General features: G+C 73.4%; 22 protein-coding genes. 10 read left to right on the top strand and 12 right to left on the bottom strand.

The features are described from left to right. Positions 1–93: 93 nt before the first annotated feature. The gene (locus ABID81_RS10900) at positions 94–654 is read right to left on the bottom strand and encodes an MOSC domain-containing protein (protein ID WP_354594832.1); all 561 of its coding nucleotides are present in this window, start codon (positions 652–654) and stop codon (positions 94–96) included. A 175-nt stretch (positions 655–829) separates the two neighbouring features. Between ABID81_RS10900 and ABID81_RS10895 the strand changes: the two genes are divergently transcribed. Then, positions 830–2,425, top strand: coding sequence for an exonuclease domain-containing protein (locus tag ABID81_RS10895; RefSeq protein WP_354594831.1), 1,596 nt, complete (start codon positions 830–832; stop codon positions 2,423–2,425). Between the two features lie 344 nt (positions 2,426–2,769). Here ABID81_RS10895 and ABID81_RS10890 read toward each other — a convergent pair whose 3' ends face one another. Then, positions 2,770–3,483 carry an ANTAR domain-containing protein gene (locus ABID81_RS10890; RefSeq protein WP_354594830.1) on the bottom strand — a complete coding sequence of 238 codons (714 nt, stop codon included), beginning with the start codon at positions 3,481–3,483 and terminating at the stop codon, positions 2,770–2,772. Positions 3,484–3,526: 43 nt separating this feature from the next. Continuing rightward, positions 3,527–4,210 carry a GAF and ANTAR domain-containing protein gene (locus tag ABID81_RS10885; protein ID WP_354594829.1) on the bottom strand — a complete coding sequence of 228 codons (684 nt, stop codon included), beginning with the start codon at positions 4,208–4,210 and terminating at the stop codon, positions 3,527–3,529. Positions 4,211–4,348: 138 nt separating this feature from the next. Here ABID81_RS10885 and ABID81_RS10880 point away from each other — a divergent pair, with 138 nt between their 5' ends. Next, entirely contained in the window at positions 4,349–4,801 is a 453-nt protein-coding gene (locus ABID81_RS10880; protein ID WP_354594828.1) for a VOC family protein, read from the top strand. Between the two features lie 9 nt (positions 4,802–4,810). Beyond that, on the top strand, positions 4,811–4,966 hold the full coding sequence (locus ABID81_RS10875) for a hypothetical protein (RefSeq protein ID WP_354594827.1): 156 nt from the start codon (positions 4,811–4,813) through the stop codon (positions 4,964–4,966). Positions 4,967–5,221: 255 nt separating this feature from the next. On the opposite strand, the gene ABID81_RS10870 is transcribed toward ABID81_RS10875, so the two are convergent. The 3 genes from ABID81_RS10870 to ABID81_RS10860 are packed head-to-tail and all read right to left on the bottom strand — an operon-like array spanning position 5,222 to position 7,095. Then, on the bottom strand, positions 5,222–5,758 hold the full coding sequence (locus ABID81_RS10870; protein ID WP_354594826.1) for a hypothetical protein: 537 nt from the start codon (positions 5,756–5,758) through the stop codon (positions 5,222–5,224). A gap of 27 nt (positions 5,759–5,785) precedes the next feature. Next, positions 5,786–6,238: a DUF2382 domain-containing protein gene (locus ABID81_RS10865; protein ID WP_354594825.1), complete on the bottom strand. Its 453-nt coding sequence runs from the start codon at positions 6,236–6,238 to the stop codon at positions 5,786–5,788. Beyond that, positions 6,235–7,095 (bottom strand): DUF2382 domain-containing protein, encoded by an 861-nt coding sequence (locus ABID81_RS10860; RefSeq protein ID WP_354594824.1) that lies wholly within the window; start codon positions 7,093–7,095, stop codon positions 6,235–6,237. Before ABID81_RS10860 ends, ABID81_RS10865 begins: the two co-directional genes overlap by 4 nt. A 468-nt stretch (positions 7,096–7,563) precedes the next feature. On the opposite strand from ABID81_RS10860, the gene ABID81_RS10855 reads away from it, so the two are divergent. Genes ABID81_RS10855 through ABID81_RS10845 form a run of 3 tightly spaced genes read left to right on the top strand, consistent with a single transcriptional unit; the run spans position 7,564 to position 9,553 of the window. Continuing rightward, the gene (locus ABID81_RS10855; protein ID WP_354594823.1) at positions 7,564–8,526 is read left to right on the top strand and encodes a hypothetical protein; all 963 of its coding nucleotides are present in this window, start codon (positions 7,564–7,566) and stop codon (positions 8,524–8,526) included. Continuing rightward, a complete protein-coding gene (locus ABID81_RS10850; RefSeq protein ID WP_354594822.1) occupies positions 8,523–8,957 on the top strand; it encodes a phage holin family protein in 435 nt (144 codons plus the stop codon). The genes ABID81_RS10855 and ABID81_RS10850 overlap by 4 nt, the downstream gene beginning before the upstream one ends. Further along, entirely contained in the window at positions 8,954–9,553 is a 600-nt protein-coding gene (locus tag ABID81_RS10845) for a DUF3618 domain-containing protein (RefSeq protein ID WP_354594821.1), read from the top strand. The genes ABID81_RS10850 and ABID81_RS10845 overlap by 4 nt, the downstream gene beginning before the upstream one ends. A gap of 78 nt (positions 9,554–9,631) precedes the next feature. Here the strand turns inward: ABID81_RS10845 and ABID81_RS10840 are convergent, their stop codons facing one another. After that, a complete protein-coding gene (locus ABID81_RS10840) occupies positions 9,632–10,585 on the bottom strand; it encodes a manganese catalase family protein (RefSeq protein ID WP_354594820.1) in 954 nt (317 codons plus the stop codon). A gap of 170 nt (positions 10,586–10,755) precedes the next feature. On the opposite strand from ABID81_RS10840, the gene ABID81_RS10835 reads away from it, so the two are divergent. Then, positions 10,756–11,880, top strand: coding sequence for an AI-2E family transporter (locus tag ABID81_RS10835; protein ID WP_354594819.1), 1,125 nt, complete (start codon positions 10,756–10,758; stop codon positions 11,878–11,880). A 199-nt stretch (positions 11,881–12,079) separates the two neighbouring features. Here the strand turns inward: ABID81_RS10835 and ABID81_RS10830 are convergent, their stop codons facing one another. Together ABID81_RS10830 and ABID81_RS10825 are read right to left on the bottom strand one after the other, a co-directional pair. Beyond that, a complete protein-coding gene (locus ABID81_RS10830; RefSeq protein ID WP_354594818.1) occupies positions 12,080–12,346 on the bottom strand; it encodes a hypothetical protein in 267 nt (88 codons plus the stop codon). 61 nt (positions 12,347–12,407) lie between these two features. Then, a complete protein-coding gene (locus ABID81_RS10825) occupies positions 12,408–12,605 on the bottom strand; it encodes a hypothetical protein (protein WP_354594817.1) in 198 nt (65 codons plus the stop codon). A gap of 207 nt (positions 12,606–12,812) precedes the next feature. On the opposite strand from ABID81_RS10825, the gene ABID81_RS10820 reads away from it, so the two are divergent. After that, the gene (locus tag ABID81_RS10820) at positions 12,813–14,519 is read left to right on the top strand and encodes a RecQ family ATP-dependent DNA helicase (protein WP_354594816.1); all 1,707 of its coding nucleotides are present in this window, start codon (positions 12,813–12,815) and stop codon (positions 14,517–14,519) included. 94 nt (positions 14,520–14,613) lie between these two features. Here the strand turns inward: ABID81_RS10820 and ABID81_RS10815 are convergent, their stop codons facing one another. The 3 genes from ABID81_RS10815 to ABID81_RS10805 form a co-directional block, all read right to left on the bottom strand. Beyond that, positions 14,614–15,339, bottom strand: a complete 726-nt coding sequence (locus tag ABID81_RS10815) for an esterase/lipase family protein (RefSeq protein WP_354594815.1) — start codon at positions 15,337–15,339, stop codon at positions 14,614–14,616. A 38-nt stretch (positions 15,340–15,377) separates the two neighbouring features. Further along, positions 15,378–16,535, bottom strand: coding sequence for a LysM peptidoglycan-binding domain-containing protein (locus ABID81_RS10810; RefSeq protein ID WP_354594814.1), 1,158 nt, complete (start codon positions 16,533–16,535; stop codon positions 15,378–15,380). 101 nt (positions 16,536–16,636) lie between these two features. Then, positions 16,637–16,864: a hypothetical protein gene (locus tag ABID81_RS10805; protein ID WP_354594813.1), complete on the bottom strand. Its 228-nt coding sequence runs from the start codon at positions 16,862–16,864 to the stop codon at positions 16,637–16,639. A gap of 160 nt (positions 16,865–17,024) precedes the next feature. Between ABID81_RS10805 and ABID81_RS10800 the strand changes: the two genes are divergently transcribed. Together ABID81_RS10800 and ABID81_RS10795 are read left to right on the top strand one after the other, a co-directional pair. Beyond that, positions 17,025–17,201 (top strand): CsbD family protein, encoded by a 177-nt coding sequence (locus ABID81_RS10800; RefSeq protein ID WP_354594812.1) that lies wholly within the window; start codon positions 17,025–17,027, stop codon positions 17,199–17,201. A gap of 139 nt (positions 17,202–17,340) precedes the next feature. Continuing rightward, positions 17,341–18,000 (top strand): DUF4232 domain-containing protein, encoded by a 660-nt coding sequence (locus ABID81_RS10795; RefSeq protein WP_354594811.1) that lies wholly within the window; start codon positions 17,341–17,343, stop codon positions 17,998–18,000. Positions 18,001–18,120: the final 120 nt, after the last annotated feature.

The raw sequence follows: 18,120 nt of genomic DNA, 5'->3' as shown, positions 1-18,120 counted from the left end.
CCTCCTCTGGCGGGGGCCGCGTCCCGGCCCGTCGCCTCCGACGCTAGTAGGGGAGGGCCGCCCGCGCCCGCGCCCGGCACCCGGCGCGCAGGCTCAGGCGGACGCGCGTCCGGCGAACACGTCGCCGATCGTGACGCCGTCGTCGGGCCTCGACAGCACGACGACGCGGTCGCCCGCCTCGACCGGGCCCGAGCGCACGACCTTGAGGTAGGCGCCGGGACGCCCCTCGGCCATGAACCGCTTCACCCACTGCGGTTCGCCGAGCCTCCGGGCGAACGTGGTGCACGGGATGCGCGGCTTCGTCACCTCGAGCACGAGGGACTCGCCGACGGCCCACCGTTCACCGACCACGGCGCCGGTGACGTCGACGCCCGAGGTCCGCAGGTTCTCGCCGAAGAGCCCCGGGGTGACCTCGCGGCCGAGGAGGTCGGCGAAGTGGGCCGCGTCCTCGTCGGCGAACGCGTAGACCGCCTGGTCGGGCCCGCCGTGGTGCTTGCGGTCGGCCTGCACGTCGGCCCGCAGGCCCAGCGGCCGGACGTGCACGGGTCCGTCCACGGGACGCTTGTCGATGGCGGTGACGCCGATCGTGCCCGAGTCGGGCAGGAGGGCGGAGACGCGGCAGACGGCGGTGACGGAGGCGTGGGTGTCGGTCATGCCTCCATCGTGGCGGACGACGCGACGGGCGAGGCGACGCGACCCGCGCCTCCCGGGTCCGTGCCCGTCGGATGCGCGACCCCGCCGCGGCCCCGCCCCCTGACGGGTGTCACCCGGATGCGGGCTGGATGCCCATCGGGCAACCTGCCAGGCTCGGCCCGACGAAAGGGGTGGCATGGCTCACGGCGGCTACGCGGTCATCGACGTCGAGACGACCGGGCTCTGGCCCGGACGGCACCACCGCGTCATCGAGATCGGCATCGTGCACCTGGACGCCGACGGCGAGGTCGAGGCGACCTTCGAGACCGTCGTCGACCCGTCGCGCGACCTCGGACCCATCCACGTGCACGGCCTGCGCAGCGCGGACGTGCGCGGTGCGCCCCGGTTCGAGCACATCGTCGACGACCTGTGCGACCGCCTGCGCGGTCGCGTCGTGGTGGCGCACAACGCGCGGTTCGAGGCGCAGTTCCTCGCCGCCGAGTTCGCGCGGCTCGGGCTCGAGTCGCCGCTCGGGCCCGACGGGGCGGGTGCCCTCTGCACGATGAAGCTCGCCCCCACCTACCTGCCGGGTGCCGGCCGGACCCTCGCCGACTGCTGCGCGGCGATCGACGTCGACCTCACGGACGCCCACGAGTCGCTGGCCGACGCCACCGCCACGGCCCGCCTGCTGTCGGCGTACCTGCGCATGGGCGGCGCCCAGTCGTCGTGGTGGTGCGAGTGGGGCCGGTACGCCGCCCTGCAGCAGTGGCCGACGGCCGAGACCCCGCGGACGACACCGCACCCCCGGTTCGCAGGAGGCGCGGGCGGTGCCGACGACGGAGGCCACGGCCCCGGCCGCGCGGCCTGGCGGTCCCGGCGCCGCGTCGCCCGCACGCCCGAGCTCGCCCCCACCCCCTGGGCGGGCGCGGTGCTGACCGCCTCGCTCGCCGTGCCGCCCGCCACGCCGACGGCCCTGCCGCCCGTGAGCCCCACGGGCAGCGCGCACCTCACGGGTCCGGTGGACCTCGACCTCGACCGGGACGTCTTCGGCCTGGACGTCGGACCGGCGCCCGCCGAGCCGAGGTTCCTCGAACGGGCCACCGAGCTGCTGCCGCAGCTCGACCTCGACCGCCGGCAGAACCAGTACGCGGCGATGCTCGACAAGGCGTTGTCCGACGGGTACCTGTCGAGGGACGAAGCCGACAACCTGACCACGCTCGCCGTCGAGCTCGAGCTCGACGAGCCGACGCGCGAGGTGCTGCACGACCGCTACTTCGCCTCGCTCGTGTCGACCGTGTGGGCGCACGACGTGCTGACGGACGACGAGCGGCGGCAGGTCGACGCGGTGGCCGAGATGCTCGGCATCGCCCCGCACCGCCGCGACGCCGCCCTCGTGCCGTCGGTGCTCGAACGGGCACCACGACCGGCCGACGACGACGAGTTCGACGAGTTCGACGTCATCGAGGGGCTCGACGAATCGCTCGGCGCGGCGGTCGAGACCCGGGCACCGACCCTCGCGCGGCCCGACGTCGGCCCGCTGGCACCCGGGGCCCGCGTCGCCCTGACGGGGCCGCTGAGCCAGGGTCGCGACGTGCTGGTCCGGTCGCTCGAACGGGCGGGACTCGTCGTCTGGCCGGCGGTCACGACCGAGACGTCCCTGGTGGTGGCGGCCGACGTCGCCTGCACCTCGGGCAAGGTGCGCAAGGCGTTGTCGTACGGGGTGCCGGTCGTCGACGAGACCCAGCTGCCGTTCGTGCTCGCCCGCTCGCGCCGGTCACGCACCGCGGCCTGACCCGGGTCCGGGCGACGGGGTCGCGACGGCACCGGCCGGCCCGGGGCCGGGGCGGCGGGTCACAGTGCGGGGTCGTCCTCGAGATGGTCGTCGATGTCGAGTGACGGCCACCCGGGCGGCAGATCGGCCGTCCCGTCGAGCGAGGCGTGGGGCACGGGGGTCGAGGGTCGAGGGTGCACGGGGCTCCGGTCTGTCGTCCCGCGAGGTGCGGGAGACGGGCGACCGGGGTCTGGGGCTGCCGACTCCGACGGTACGCGCCTGCGCGCACCACGCCTAACGGGCCGATCGGGCACGCCAGGCGAACGAGGGTGCGAACGCCCGAGCACCCGAGCGTCCGGAGGCGCTCAGACGGTGAGGCGTCGGGCCACGATCTCGGACGCCACCTCGACGAGCGGGCGCCGGTTGTCGCGGGCGTGCCGGCGGATGCGCTGGAACGCCTCGTCCATGTCGACCGACTGCGTGTACGACACGACGCCCTTGGCCTGCTCGATCACGACGCGGCTGTCGAGCGCCCGTTGCAGCTGGTCGCGGGTCGAGTCGATCTCGCGGAGGGCACGTTCTTGCAGGATGCTGATGGTCGCCACGTCGGCGAGGGCCTGGGCGGCCGTGGCGTCGTCGGCGTTCAGGAGGCCGGTCGTGTCGCGGAAGAGGTTGAGCGAGCCGAGGGTCTCGTCGCGGAGGCGCAGGGGGATGGCGTGGACCGAACCGTAGCCCGAGTCGCGCGCCAGGTCGGCGAAGACCGGCCAGCGCTCGTCGATGTCGCCGAGGTCGGGCACCGAGACGACCGACCCGGTCGTGTACGACTCGACGCAGGGCCCCTCGCCGGCGCGCAGTTGCAACAGCCCGACCAGTTTGCTGCGCTCGTTCGTCGAGGCGATCACCTCGAGCTCGCCGGTCGAGCCGACGAGGATGATGCCGGCGTCCGCCGCGTCGAAGAGGGTCGTGGTCCGTTCGACCAGCATCTGGAGGACGTCGATGGTGTCGAAACCGGTCACGAGCGAGTCGGCGAGCGTGACGAACGTCTGCAGGAGCTGGGTCTCTCTGTCGCGGTCGGTCACGGGCGTCAGCCTAGGCCGTGTGGACGACGACCGTCGGCGGACCTCAGGAGAAGTCCAGCCGACGGAGGACGATCTCGCTGGCGATCTCGCGGAGTGCGCGACCGCTCGACCAGGCGTGTCCACGGATGACGAGCAGGGCTTCGTCGACGCTCACGCCAAGCTGGACCATGACCATCCCCGACGCCTGGTGCACCTCGCGGGGGAAGGTCGTCGGGAAGAGGCTGTCGTCGCCGGCCTCGAGGGCGTCCAGGGCCCGGGTGAGGACGCTGCGGCCCGCGATGCAGGCGAGCGTCGTCGCCTGGTCGACCTCGTCGTCGGTCAGGTCGCGACGCTCGTCGCTGTAGAGGTCGACGGCCCCGAGGTCGAGTCGGCCGTACGACAGCGGGAAGGCGGCGACGCTCGTGACACCGGCCTCGGTCAGGGCCACGGCGGCTGCCGGCCACGCCGACGGCGGGGCCGTCACGAGGTCGGGCTCGACCACGGGCCGGTTCGTGCCGTGGGCCTGCCAGCACGGCCCTTCGCCCAGGTCGAACTGGATCTCGTCCCGGCGCGACGACTCGGCGTCGCTCGAACAGACCGTGCCCGTGCCGAGGGGGCCGCCCAGGGTGGACACCGCCGCGCCGGTGACGCCGAACGTGTCGCGGAAAGGGGCGCAGAGGTCGCTGCCCGGTGAGGTCGCACGGGCGAGCGAGGCCGCGGCGGCCCGGACGGCGGCGGCGTCAGCCACCGAGGACCCCTCGGTGGACAGGCGTCACCGAACGCGGCGGAGACTGGTGCACGGGTTCCTCCACTCGGGGGCCCCGAAGGGCCGTCGGCGTCGACTCTAGTCGGTCGGGACCGCCAGGGTCGGGCGTTGGATGGCCCCATGACCGACGCCATCGTCACGCCCCGCGGCTTCTCGCACGTCCGCCTCACCGTGACCGACATCCACCGCAGCAAGGCCTTCTACCAGCGGCTCTTCGGCATGCCTCCCGGCAGCGACTTCAGCGACCAGATCGACGACCCGACGATCCACGACGACCCGCAGCGCACCTACGGCGGTTGCTCGTTCACCTTCGCCGGTCAGACGCTCGGCCTGCGGCCCGTCGCCCCGGCCGGGGACCGCTTCGACCCCGACCGCGTCGGTCTCGACCACCTGAGCTTCTCGGTCGGCTCGGTCGACGACCTGCACGAGGCCGCCCGTCGGTTGGACGAGCTCGGCGTCGAGCACGGCGAGGTGACGCCGCTGCCCGCCTTCGGGCTCGTGATCCTGTCTCTGCAGGACCCCGACGACGTCAACCTCGAGCTCGCCGCGCCTCACCCCGACGGCAGGGCGTAGCGTGCGGGCATGACCAACGACAACGGAATCCCGGACGGCTCGACCGACATCACCGAGGACGACAAGGAGTACACCGAAGGCCTCGCCGACGGGTCGAAGCAGGGCCTCGTCGACGACTCCGAGGAGAGCGACGACAGCGAGGTCTCGGACGGCGCCGAGAGCTAGGCGCCCGGGCTCCGGCCCCCCACGACGGACGACATCCCGCCCACGGTCGAACCGTGGGCGGGATGTCGTGTCCCCGGGCCGCAGGGGCTCAGCCCGAGGGGTTCTCGACGGGTTCGCCCTGGGGGCCCGTGCCGTGGTCGGGGTCGACCTCGTCCGGTGCGGGCGGGCTGGTCGGGGGTGTGGTGCTGGTGTCGCTCATGATGTTTCCTCTCGACGACGGGACGGGACGGGACGGGACGGGCGCGTGCGGCGGCGTCAGCGACGGTTCAGCAGGCCCGCGAGGGGTCGCTGCTGTTCGCCTTGCTGGGCACCGAGCACGATGAGCACGCCCGTCAGCACGGGGGTCACCCACTGCAGCACCTTCTGCTGGCGCTGCGCACTTGCCAGGGCCTGCGACGAGCTCGAGCCGGGCTCGGTCGTGCCCTCGGCCCCCTCCGAGGCGTGCTCGGCCATGCGGGCACCGGCGAGGCCCGACCACAGCGTGGTGCCGGCCGCGGCGACGGTCACCGCGAGCTTGACGCCCGTGTTGACCCGCCCCTCCTGCTGGGTCGCGAGGCGGCCCTTGTTCGAGACGATCAGTCCGACGCCGCCGATGCCGTGCACGACGATCGCCGCGACCTGCACGGGGGCCCACTTCGCCCAGCCGAGCGACGAGAGGGTGAGGCGTTCGACGGGGTCCTTCGCGCCGGCGGCGGCGCCGTTGAGGCCGACGGCGCCCATGAGGCCACCGCCGAACCAGGCGGCGAGGCCGAGGTCGTGCATGCTGCGGATGACGGTGTTGCGTCCTGCCATGGTGTTCTCCTCGGGGTGGTGGTTCGGTCAGACGGGTGGTCGGGTGGCCGGCTCGCGCGACACGTCGACGCGCTCGTGCCGGAGGGTCGTGGTGACGTCGACGTCCTCGACGATCCGGTCGACGGTCACACGGACGCGTTCGACGGGGACGACGACGAGGGAGACGACGGGGCGTTCCTCGTGCAGGACGAGGTCGAGAGGCGTCGCGGTCGCCCGGGTCGGCGTGGCCCCGCCCGGCGGGAGGTCCTCGTGGACGACCTGCAGCTCCTCCCGGCGGACGGTCACGGTGATCGTCTCCTCGTGCGAGACGACGACCTTCCGGAGGCGCACCCGGCCGACCGGGACGGCGACCGTCGCGAGGCGCGCGCGTTCCGCGGAGAGCAGCACGCTCGCGTCGGCGGGCACCGCCGACCCGTCGACCCGGGCGGACCGGCCGGTGGCCGACGGCGGGTCGACCGGGCCGACGGTGCCGGTGGTCATCGGCGCGGGGCGGTGCCGTCGGTCGTGGCGTCGTCGCCGTCGAGCTCGATCTCCTCGTGGGCGACGTCCTCGGTGACCTGCTGCCGCTCGGTGACGGTCTCGGTGCCGAGCCGGACGCGCTCGACGGGGACGGTCTCCTTGTCGGTCACGACGTGGTCGGCCGTCAGGGTGACCTCGTGCTCCTCCTCGGTCAGTTCGCCGCCCGAGAGGGCGTCGCCGACGTTCTCGTCGGTGATGGGCTCACGCGTGACGCGCACCTCGTCGTGGCTGACCGGGACCGTCCGGGTGACCTGCTCGGACACGACGTACTTGCGCAGCCGCGCGCGGCCCGCCTCGGTGGTCTCGGTGCCGACGTGCAGTCGTTCTTCCGAGCGGGTCATGGCGTCGTCCGTGTCGGGGCCCGACGTGTCGTGGCCCGCTCCGGCGACGGTCTCGGTCCCGGTGACCGAGTCCGCCGAGGTGCCGCTCGTGCCGGCGTCGAGGTCGACCGCGTTCGTGTCGGCGTCCTGGTCGAACAGGGGCGCCTCGACCCCACCACCGTCGAGGTGGTAGTAGCGGAACAGGTCGGCCTCCTGGTCGGGCGAGAGGTGGCCGTCGGAGTCGTCGCTGTGCGGCGCGTCCTTGACCATGGCCTTCGTGACGGGCACGTGGACGTCGTCGCCGTGGACGGTGGCGTCGGCCAGGGGGGCGAAGGACTCGCCCGTGCCGAACAGGCCGGTCTTGACTGTGACCCAGGCGGGCTGACCGCCCTGGTCGTCGAGGTAGACCTGGCCGATGCCGCCGATCTTCTTGCCGTCCTGGTCGACGACGTCGCCGCCGCCTGCGAGCAGGGCGTCGAGCTGGGTGGTGCTGATCATGGTGTTCCTCACGGGTCGAGGACCGGGCGGGGCGCCCGGGCTCAGGGTGGTGCCGACCGGTCGTCGCAGAGGACGACCGGCGCACGTCGACGTGGGCGTCGTCCTTCGGGGGACGACGGATGACGTGCGTGGGGGGAGGAGGTCGGGGAGGACGCTCGCGGGCTGGATGATCTCTCGGTCGGACGGGTGGCGCGACGGCCACCGTCGGGTCCTCGTGGAACGTACGCCGCGCCTCCGGATGCCGACCGTGTCGGATCGGACGTCCGTCGACCGTGTGGGCGGACGGTGCGGGGCCACCGCGCGCCCCCGCGGACCGTGCGCACGTGACCCCGCCGATCGCAGAAGTCAACCCCCTGAGGTGTTCTCACCAAGTACGGCCTGCGTCCCCCGGGAGGGGGACAGAGTGACAGGTCCGACCCCGATCACGGCCGTCATCCCGACGGCCGCCGACGATCCGAGAGGCACGACATGAGCGACGACAAGCGCCACGACGGAGACCCGTCCACCCCGGTCTACGACCGCGCCACCGAGGGGCAGCCGCAGCCCGGCGTCGCCTCGGGCCACGACCACCTGCGCCGTGACGACGCGGTGACCGACCTGGGCGAGCAGGTCGGCGCGTACGCCGACGCCACCGACCCCGGGGCGACCGCCCACGACTTCAGCGCGACGGCGGCACCGGTCGTCGAGGAGCACCCCGCCCACGACCGGGCCAGCGCCGACGACGGCACCGGCTCCGGTGCGGCGGATGCCGCGAAGGCGAAGGCCGGGGCCGCGAAGGACGAGGCCGCCGGCGTCGCCGACGACGCGAGGACCGCGGCGTCCGACGTGGCCGGGACGGCCAAGGAGCAGGCGTCGAAGGTCGCCTCCGAGGCCACCGGCCAGGCCAAGCAGCTCTTCGGCCAGGCCACCGGCGAGCTCAAGGAGCAGGCCGGAGCCCAGCAGGAGAAGGCCGCCGCGGGCCTCCGCCAGGTCGGCGAGCAGCTCGGCTCGATGGCCGACGACGCCGACGGCGGCGTCGCGGGCGAGCTCGTCCGCACCCTCTCCGACCGCGCCCACGGCGTCGCCGGGTGGCTCGAGGGCCGCGACCCCGGCACGCTGCTCGACGACGTGCGCTCGTACGCCGCCCGCAAGCCCGGCACCTTCATCGCGATCGCCGCGGTCTCGGGCCTGCTCGCCGGCCGCGTCGTCAAGGCGCTGACCGCCGACGCCAAGGACGAGCACGCCGCCACGACCGAGAACGCGGGAGGCGCGGCGAGCCGACCCGCGCCTCCCGCGTCCGTCACCGCGCCGAACCGTCTCGTCGGTGACGTCGGCCCCGTGGCCGGCGAGTACGACGTCGTCACCGAGGGCGACGTCCCGGGCTTCGGCACGCCGACGCCGGACACCAGCGTGCCCACCACGTGGCCCGTCACCCCGGGGACGCGCGCGTGAGCGACCCGTTCCGCGAACCGGTGTCCACGCCGCCCGCTCCGGAGGAGAAGGCCGCCTCGACGTCGCTCGGCGACCTGCTGACCGGCGTGACCGGCGACATCTCGACGCTCTTCCGCCAGGAGGTCGAGCTCGCCAAGGCCGAGCTGACCGAGTCGGCGAAGAAGGCCGGCAAGGGCGCGGGGATGTTCGGCGGCGCCGGGCTGACCGCGCTGTTCGCCCTGCTGTTCGTGTCGTTGGCCGCCATGTGGGGCCTCGGTGCGCTGGTCGGCCTCGGCTGGTCGTCGTTGATCGTCGCGGTCGTCTACGCGATCGTCGCCCTCGTGCTGTTCCTGCGCGGGCGGAAGGAACTGAAGAGCATCAAGGGGGCACCGAAGACGGTCGACTCCCTCAAGAAGATCCCCGAGACCGTGACGCCTGGAGGCACCGCATGAGCACCACCGACCAGAACGGCAGCAGCCGGACGCCCGAAGAGATCCGCGCCGAGATCGAGCGCACGCGCGCCGGCCTCAGCTACGACGTCGACGCACTCGCCGACAAGGTGAACCCGTCGAGCATCGCCCACCGCCAGACCGAGAAGGTCAAGAGCCGCTTCTCGGGCGTCAAGGAGTCCGTCATGGGCGCGGCCCACGACGCGGCCTCGGGCACCTCGGGTGCCGGGCACGACGCCGCGGGCACCGTGTCGGACGCGTCGTCGGCCGCCGTGCGGAAGGCGAAGGGCAACCCGCTCGCCGTGGGCCTGATCGCGTTCGGTGCCGGGTGGCTCGTCTCGTCGTTGATCCCGGCCTCGGACAAGGAGAAGGAGCTCGTCTCGGACGCCAAGGACAAGGCGGGCCCCGCGCTCGACTCGGTCAAGGGCGCCGCCCAGGACGTGGCGTCGAACCTGAAGGAGCCCGCGCAGGACGCGTTCGCCTCCGTCAAGGGCACGGCGCAGGACGCCGCGTCGACCGTCAAGGACGACGCCACGAGCGCCGCGGGCGACGTGAAGGACAGCGCACAGCAGTCGAAGGACGCCGTGCAGGGGGCCTGATCCCCGCACGCGTCGACAGGACGCACGAAGGCCCGCCCCGACTCTCGTCGGGGCGGGCCTTCGTCGTGACCGACCGGCTCAGCTCGCGGTGGGTCCGTAGTACGACTCGATCTCCTGCAGCTCGAGGTCGGCGGTGGCCTGGATCAGCTCGAGCAGGTCGGCGTCGAGGCCGGGGGAGAACTCCTCGAGACGCTCCGGGCTGATGGTCGACGGCACGCCCTGGGGGGCCTGCTCGGTGGCCGTCAGCTCGGTGCCGTCGTTCGAGGGCGAGGGGCCGCGGAAGATCTTGCTCGCCTCGCTCTTGCCGTCGAGGTCGAAGCTGTACTGCTTGCTCTGCAGGCCGAGGTCGAGCAGCTTCTTCACCTCGGGGAACCTCTCGGCGTTCGTCTTCGGGATCGGCAGCAGCTTGTTCCAGTTGACGCCGAGCGACTCGAGGGCCTTGGCGTAGGCGTTCTCGTGCGCCTGGTCGCGGACGATCAGGTAGGCGAGGGTGCCCCGGGCGACCGGGTTGTCGGTCATCTCGTAGATGCGGCACTTCTGCAGGCGACCCGTCGACTCGAGCATGACGTTGTAGAGCAGGTCGAGCGGCAGGTTGCCCGAGTTGTAGACGTAGCTGCCGCTCCACGGGTTGCCGACCGAGTCGACCGGCAGCGCGCCCTGGGCGCCGACCAGGTAGTGGTGGATGTTGCCGGTGTCGAGGGCGACGTCCAGGGGCGTCGCCCCGCCGGCACCGGGGGTGTCGAGCGGGTCGGTCAGCTTGCCGCTGTACTCGGGACTGCCGTCGACCAGGCGCGAGATCGTCGTCCCGATCAGTTCGACGTGGCTGATCTCCTCGGTGCCGACGCCCTGGATCAGGTCGCGGTAGGGCTTGGCGGCCGGGCCGCGGAAGTTCATGGCCTGGAAGAGGTACTGCATCATGGTGCGCATCTCGCCGAACTGCCCACCGAGCCCCTCTTGCAGGGCGTTGGCGGCCGCGGGGTCGGGCTCGCCGTCGGCGATCTCGTTGATCCAGGTCTGTGCGTGGAAGTACATGGAGCCTCCTCGGTGTTCTGGCGACGCGATGCCGTCTCCCTCAGCGTGCCCCCGTCCGGGGGGTCCGGTGACGGGTTGACGACCTTGCCAGCTGTCGTGTACCCCTCTGTCTGCAGCGCGCCTCCCGGACGGGTCGGCCCTCGGCGCGCCCGGCACGCCAGGATGGGCTGATGCCCTCGTCACCCCGCGCCCGTCTCGTGCGTCGATCGGCCGGAACGGCCCCCCGGGCCGACGCCCCGCCCAGCCCGATGCAGCGCCCCGGCGCCTTCCGGTTCGGCCTGATCGCGACCCTGGGCGGCGGGTTGGGCGTCGGCATCATCGTGGCCCTGATGGCCCTGTCGACGATCCTCGTCTACATCGGCCTCGCGTTCTTCCTGGCCCTGGCCTTCGAACCCGTCGTCCGTCGCCTGGCCCGCGCGGGCGCCCCCCGGTGGGTCGGCGTCGTCGTCGCGGTCGTGCTGGTCGTCGGGGTGGTCGTCGGCATCGTCGCCGCGGTCGTGCCGCGGCTGATCGAGCAGATCGGTGACGTGGTGCGGACCGCCCCGGCCGCGCTGCAGGACCTCTCGCGTCAGCCCTGGGTGCAACAGGCGGTCGAGACGATCGGCTTCGACCTGGACATCGACGACGCCGTCGGGGCCGTGACGTCGTACCTGCTCGACCCCGACCAGCTGCTCGCGCTGGGCGGCGGGCTGCTGGCCGTCGGGCGGGGCATCACCAACGGCATCACCGCCGTCATCGTGGTCGCCATCCTGACGCTCTACTTCGCCGTCACGCTGCCGCAGATGCTGCGCTCGCTCAGCCGCGCCGTGCCGCGGAGCCACCGCGAGAACGTGATGAGCATCGCGGACGAGATCTTCCTGTCGGTCGGCCGCTACGTCGCGGGGCAGGTGGCGCTCGCGGCGATCAACGCCGTCTTCGTCTTCGTCGTGCTCGAGATCGCCGGGGGGCCCGTGCCCGTGCTGTTCGCGACGCTGGCGTTCTTGGGAGCCCTCATCCCGGTGGTCGGCACGGTGGTCGCCTACTCGATCATCATCGCCGCGACCATCACGGTCTCGCCGGTGACCGCGATCGTCGTGGGCGTCGTGCTGCTCGTCTACGCCCAGGTCGAGGCCTACGTGCTGACCCCCCGGGTGATGTCGAAGGCCGTGGCCGTGCCCGGCGCCCTCGTGATCGTGGCGGCGTTCGGCGGCGGGGCGCTGGGCGGCATCCTGGGCGCCCTCGTCGCGATCCCGATCGCGACGGCCGGCGTGGTCGTCTTCGAGCGCGTCGTGGTGCCGCGACAACAGCGCGTCTGACCACGAGGTGGTCCGAGCGGGGTGACCCGCCCGGGCGGGAGCCCGGCGGGTTCAGGTCGCCGGACCCCCGGTGCCACGGCGGCCGTCGACGTGCGGTCGACGACGGGCCGGGCGGGGAGGCGGGGTCTGGGCCTGAGACGACTGTAGCGACCTCGGGGCGCCAGGTGAAGAGGCGGACCGCACCCGCGCCTCCCGGGCGTCAGGCGGTGGGGCCGACGGGGCCGCCGTCCGCGGGCGGCGTGGCGGGGCCGGTGGGGCCGGTGGGCCCGGACGTCACGTCGTCGGCGAGGAGCAGGTCGATGCGCAGCTCGCGCTCACGCGTGATCGCCGACAGGGCCCGGATCACCCAGAGCAGGGTGCGGATCAGCAGCACCCCCAGCGTGATCACGAGGGCGACGACCACCAGGACGAGCACGGGGTAGAGGACGTCGATCAACGAGAAGCCGAAGCCGGGGCCGTAGGTCATCGTCCCACGCTAGGCCACGGCCGCCAGCGGGCGGCTCCGCCTCGCGACGGAGCCGCCCGTCTCACTCCTCGGCGTCGGCGGGGCTCTCGTCCGCCTGGGCGGTCTCGTCCACGCGGTCGCGGAGGTGGTCCGCCATCGAGGCGGCCCCCTCGTCGCCGTGGTCGGCCTCGACCTGTTCGATCAGGCCGCTCAGCTTCTCGTGGTCGGTCGCCTCGGTGGCGCCGTCCATGACGGGTTCGGTCTGCTTCTCGTCGCTCATGGGTCGGACGCTACGCCGCGGGGGTCGCGTCCGCCTGGAGGCGTCGGCGACCCCGACCCCGGCCGGGTGGGTCGGGTGGCCGAGGGGTAGCATGCGCGGCCCGACGGGGCCGGGGTACGCGAGGGCCGGGCATCGCCTGTCAGCGCCGCGCGTGTCGCCCGACGCGTGCCTGGGATGGAGACCTGCCCCACCAGGACCGAGGACCACATGAGCGCCACCACGCACCCCACCGACCACACCGACCGCCGCGCCGACGCCACGGTCGGCACCGACGACGTCGTCCGTGCCGCAGCCGACCTGTTCGGCTGGGACGACCTCCACCCCGCCCAGCTCGAGGCCCTGGAGGCGGTGGTCGCGGGGCGGGACACCCTCGCGGTCATGCCCACCGGCTTCGGCAAGTCCGCGATCTACCAGGTCGCGGGCGCGGTGCTCGACGGTCCGACCGTCGTCGTGTCGCCGCTCATCGCGCTGCAGGCCGACCAGGTCGCCGGCCTGGTCGGACGACCCGACGCCCCGCCCGCCGTCGCGATCAACTCGGGCCACACCGACGCCGAGAACGACGAGGGCTGGCGACGACTGGCCGAGCGGGAGGTCACCTACGTGTTCCTCGCCCCGGAGCAGCTCGCCCGCGACGAGACCGTCGAGCGCCTGCGCGACGCCGGCGTCGCCCTGTTCGTCGTCGACGAGGCGCACTGCGTCTCGTCGTGGGGCCACGACTTCCGGCCCGACTACCTGCACCTGGGCGAGGTCGTCGAACGCCTCGGCGGGCCCACGGTGCTGGCGCTGACCGCGACCGGTTCCGGCCCCGTGCGCGACGAGGTCGTCGAGCGCCTGCGGCTCGACGACCCCCTCGTGCTGAGTCACGGCTTCGACCGGCCGAACCTCTCGCTCGAGGTCGTCCGGCACGAGGACGACGACGAGAAGGCCCGCGCCGTCGTCGACCAGGTCGCGGCCCTGACCACCCCCGGCATCGTCTACGTCGCCACGCGCAAGGCGACCGAGGACTACGCCCGCGCCATCGCCGAGCGGTGCCCCGACCGCACGGTCGTCGGCTACCACGGCGGCCAGCGCTCCGCCGAACGCGGTGAGCTGCACGAGCGGTTCCACGCGGGCGAGGTCGACGTGGTCGTGGCGACGAGCGCCTTCGGCATGGGCATCGACAAGCCCGACGTGCGGTTCGTCGTGCACGCCGACGTGCCCGACTCGCTCGACTCGTACTACCAGGAGATCGGCCGTGCGGGACGCGACGGCGACCCGGCCTCCGCGACGCTGCACTACCGCCCGGAAGACCTGTCGCTGCGGTCGTTCTTCGCCTCGGGGCTGCCGGGGCGGGCCGACCTGCGCGGCGTGTTCACGGCGCTCTCGGCGGCGGGTCGGCCGGTGCGGCGGTCGGAGGTCGCCGACCAGCTCTCGCTCGGGGCCCGGACGGTCTCCCGCCTGATCGACCTGTTGCTCGAGGCGGGGACGCTGACCGAGTCGTCGAAGGGGTTCGAGCCCGTCGACTCGTTCGACGCGAAGGCGGCGGCCGAGGCCGCACGTCGGGTGGCCGAGACCCGGGAGCGCGTCGAGCACTCCCGCATCGAGATGATGCGCACCTTCGCCGAGGCTCCCGGTTGCCGCCGGCACTTCCTGCTCGGCTACTTCGGCGAGGACTCGCCCGAGCGCTGCGGCAACTGCGACGGCTGCCGGGCGGCCGAGCACACCGAGGAGGGGCGCGAGGGTGGGCAGGACGACCGCACCGACACCGCGCCTCCCGCGTTCGCGAACGGGGCCCGCGTCACGCACGCGACCTGGGGCGCGGGCACGGTGATGAGCACGGACGACGACCGCATGACGGTGTTCTTCGAGAGCGAGGGCTACAAGGTGCTGGCCGTCGCGGACGTGCTGGCCCACGAGCTGCTGACGCCGGCCTGACCTGCAGCGAGCCGTCGGTCGGGGGCGGCGGCGGCCGGGGCCGAGGTCAGGCGGGGCCGGCGTCGGGCGGGGCCGACGTCAGGCGGGGCAGGCGTCAGGCGGGGCCGGCGTCGTCGGGTCGGGCCGTCTCGTCGGGCTCGGCGGCCGCCGCCAGCACGGTGGCGATCGTGCGGGGGTGGGCCAGCACGCGGAAGTGGCCGCCGGCGTGCAGCCGGACGTTCACGGCGCCGGGCAGTTCGCTGCCCTCGGGGATGTGCGGGTCGAACTCGCCGTAGACCGAGGTGATGCGTCCGTTGACCGACGCGTCTCGGCCCAGCAGCATCGTCGTCGCGTCGCGCGGCGAGAAGGCCCGGAGGGCGGGCAGCACCAGCCAGGTGGCGTACCGCGAGCCCGAGAACGGCGAGCACACGGCGACCATCGACCGCACGCGACGCGTCTCGTCGAGCAGGGCCATGACGTACTTGCCGATGAGGCCGCCCTTGCTGTGGGCGACGATGACGACGTCGCCGAGTCCGTGCGTCGCGAGGTAGGCCGCGACGTCCCGGGCCGTGGCCTCGACCGGTCGGCTGTTCCACCGCAGGTCGTCGAGCACGTGGACGGGGTGCCCCTCGGCGTGCAGGCGTTCGATCATCGGTCGGAGGAACGACCAGGTCTCCCAGACGCCGGGGATCACCAGCACCGGTCGACCGGCACCGCCCAGGTAGCGCTCGGGGTCGCGGGGGCTCGTCACGGCCCGCACCTGCCAGACGGCGGCGTAGGCGTAGTCCTCGAGCCACCAGACGGCGTGACGGACGAGCCGCCGGGGGTCGATCGAGGGCATCCCTCGACCTTAGGCGTCGGGGTCGCCGGTGCGCCGGGTCAGATGCTGTCGGGGTCGAGCACGAGCGTCGTGCCCGCGAACAGGTGTTGCTCGTCGTCGATGACCTGCAGCCCCTGGTTCATGTAGAGCAGGGCCGAGACCGAGATGCCGAAGCGCCGGGCCACGACGTCGATCAGGTCGTCGGGCGCCACGGTGTAGCGCTTGGGGGCCCCGCGAGCCGTCGTCGCCTCGAGCGTGCCCGTGGCGAAGGTCGTCGCACCCGAGTCGACCGGGGCGATGTTCGTCTGGCGCGGGGGCACCGACCAGGCGACGGGCGCGACCGCGAGGACCTTGCCGGTCGCGAGCTCGACGGGGACGTCCGAGGAGGTGCTGGCCGAGTAGACGACGAGGGTCGAGAGGTACGAGGGCTGGCTGAGGGACCCGAAGCCGCCCGACGCCGAGGTCGGCGTCGAGGTCAGGCCGGGGATGCTGACGACGCCGTCGCCGCCGTAGGTGATGCCGTCGCCCACCGAGGGGGCGATCTCGAAGAACGCGGCGGTCACCGGGACCGGCAGGCTCGACGTGGCGTCCGTCAGTTCGGCCGAGTACGTGTCGTCGCCGACGGCCACGACGCGGTAGTGGAAGTGGACGCTGCCCTTGGGCGATGCGACGTCGGCCTCGGCGACCACGGTGCCGGCCGCGACCGGGGTGACGAACGGGGCGGGCACGGACGCGTCCTGCGGCGGTGGGGTCGCGGCGCGGGGCGAGGGCGTCGGCGAGGCGGTCGGCAGGGGGGACGGGGACGGGGACGCGCTGGCGCTGGGCGTCGACGTCCGGGCGACCGTGGTCGGGCGGGGTGCGTCGGTGGGGGAGCCGGCCGCGAACGGGGACGAACCGGTCGTGAACAGGACGGCGCTCACGACGACGGAGACGAGGGCGGCGCCCGCGACGACGGCCCCGACGACGGCGAACCGCCGGCGCCCGGAGCGTGCGGTGTCGTCGCCGTCGGTCCCGTCGGCCCCGTCGACCGCCGAGGGGCCCTCGTCGTCGGTGCGGGCGTCGCGGTGGGTCCAGGCGACGAGTCGGGGCCCGGTGTCGGCGTCGGTGCTCGACTCGGAGGCCGTCGCCGAATCCTGCGGCGGCGGAGATGGAGCGAACAACTCGTGCCCGGGCGTCAGACCGTCGTCGTCGTCCGCCCCTGGTGTGTGCCGTGCCATGGTGCCCCCCTGGCGATGATCCTAGGGGGTGCCGTCGGCCGGGTCGAGACCGATCGGTCTCGACCCGGGCCGACCGGCCGGCCGTCACGTCGGCGGCCGGGTCAGCGGCCGGGGTCGACCTCGGCGGCGGGGGCGTCCGGTCGCTCGGCGTCGGGCTCGTCCTGGACGTCCGTCTCGGCCATGCGGACCCGCAGGTGCTCCGCCTTCTCGTCGTCGGTCGCGCCCGCCAGGTCGCTGTCGACCTGCTGCTGCAGGCCGGCGAGCCGCTCGGCGTTCGTGGCGTCGTCGCTGCCGTCCATGATGGGGCTGGTCTGGGGGGTGGTGTCCATGTCGTGGACGCTACGCGCAGCGCCTGCCGCCGTCGGGCGGGGCACACAGGATGGGGCCGCGACCCGGAACAGCCTGTGAACATCGACCCGGTCGAGGAGTGCGGCCTACCGTGTGCCTGGTACCGGGCCCTTCCGGTCGACCACAACCAGGAGGTACGGCATGTCCGTCGGAGACAAGGCAAAAGATTTCGTCCAGAAGGCAGCCGGCAAGGCCGAAGAGGCCGTCGGCAAGCGCACGGACGACGAGGAGCTCACGAAGCAGGGCCACAAGGACCAGCACATGAGCGAGGAGCGCCTCGAGACCGAGAAGGCCAAGGACGACCTCGGCGGCAACTGACCCCGGCGTCGATCCACGAAGGGCCCGGCATCCACGGATGCCGGGCCCTTCGTCGCGCCACCGGGGGGCGACGCCCCGGCCGACTCGAGGGATTCGTGCAGAGTGTGCACGTTTTCATCGGCGGTGCTTCGGTGGAGGCATGAAGCGTTCCGTCTCGTCCCTGGTCACCGTCGCCGCCCTCGCGGCGTCCGCCGCCGTCGTGCTCTCGGGTTGTTCGTCACCCGGCGACACGGAGGCGGCGACCACCCCCACCGTGACCGTCACGGCCTCGCCGTCGAGCACGTCCACGCCGACGGCGACCCCGGGGCCGGACGGTGCGTCGGGCGGTGGAGGCGACCTCGGCGACGGCGCCACGGGCGCGGCCTCGTCGAGGTGCACCGTGGACGAGCTCACGGCCGAGATCGCCGACGGGGGCGGGGGCGCAGCCGGTAGCTACGGCGTCGCGATCATCCTGACGAACGGCGGGCAGCGCTCGTGCACCCTGCAGGGCTGGCCGGGCGTCTCGTTCGTCGGCGACGGGAACGGGACTCAGATCGGCGCCTCGGCGGCGCTCGACCGGTCGACCCCGCACGAGAGCCACACCCTCGCCCCCGGTGGTGAGGTGCAGACGATCGTGCGGCTCGCCCAGGCCGCGAACTACCCCGCGGACGAGTGCTCGCCCCAGGCGACGGACGGCTTCCGGGTCTACCCACCCGGTTCGCTCGAGTCGATCTTCGTCCCGACGTCCGGCACGATCTTCGACGCCTGCTCGAACGCGGCCGTGCAGCAGATGACGGTCAGCGCGCTCGCCACCTTCTGACCGGACCCGGCCGGACGGCCCGGCCGCCCCGACGCCGACTCGCGTCGCGTCGCGTCGAGTGCCCGTCCGGGCGGTCGATCGGCGCTACTGTCTGCACAGACGACCGGCACGAGGAGGTGC

It is taken from the genome of Frigoribacterium sp. PvP054 (genome assembly GCF_040547465.1).
In the GTDB taxonomy this organism is placed as follows: Bacteria; Actinomycetota; Actinomycetes; order Actinomycetales; family Microbacteriaceae; genus Frigoribacterium.
This window is presented reverse-complemented; position numbering and strand designations above follow the sequence as displayed.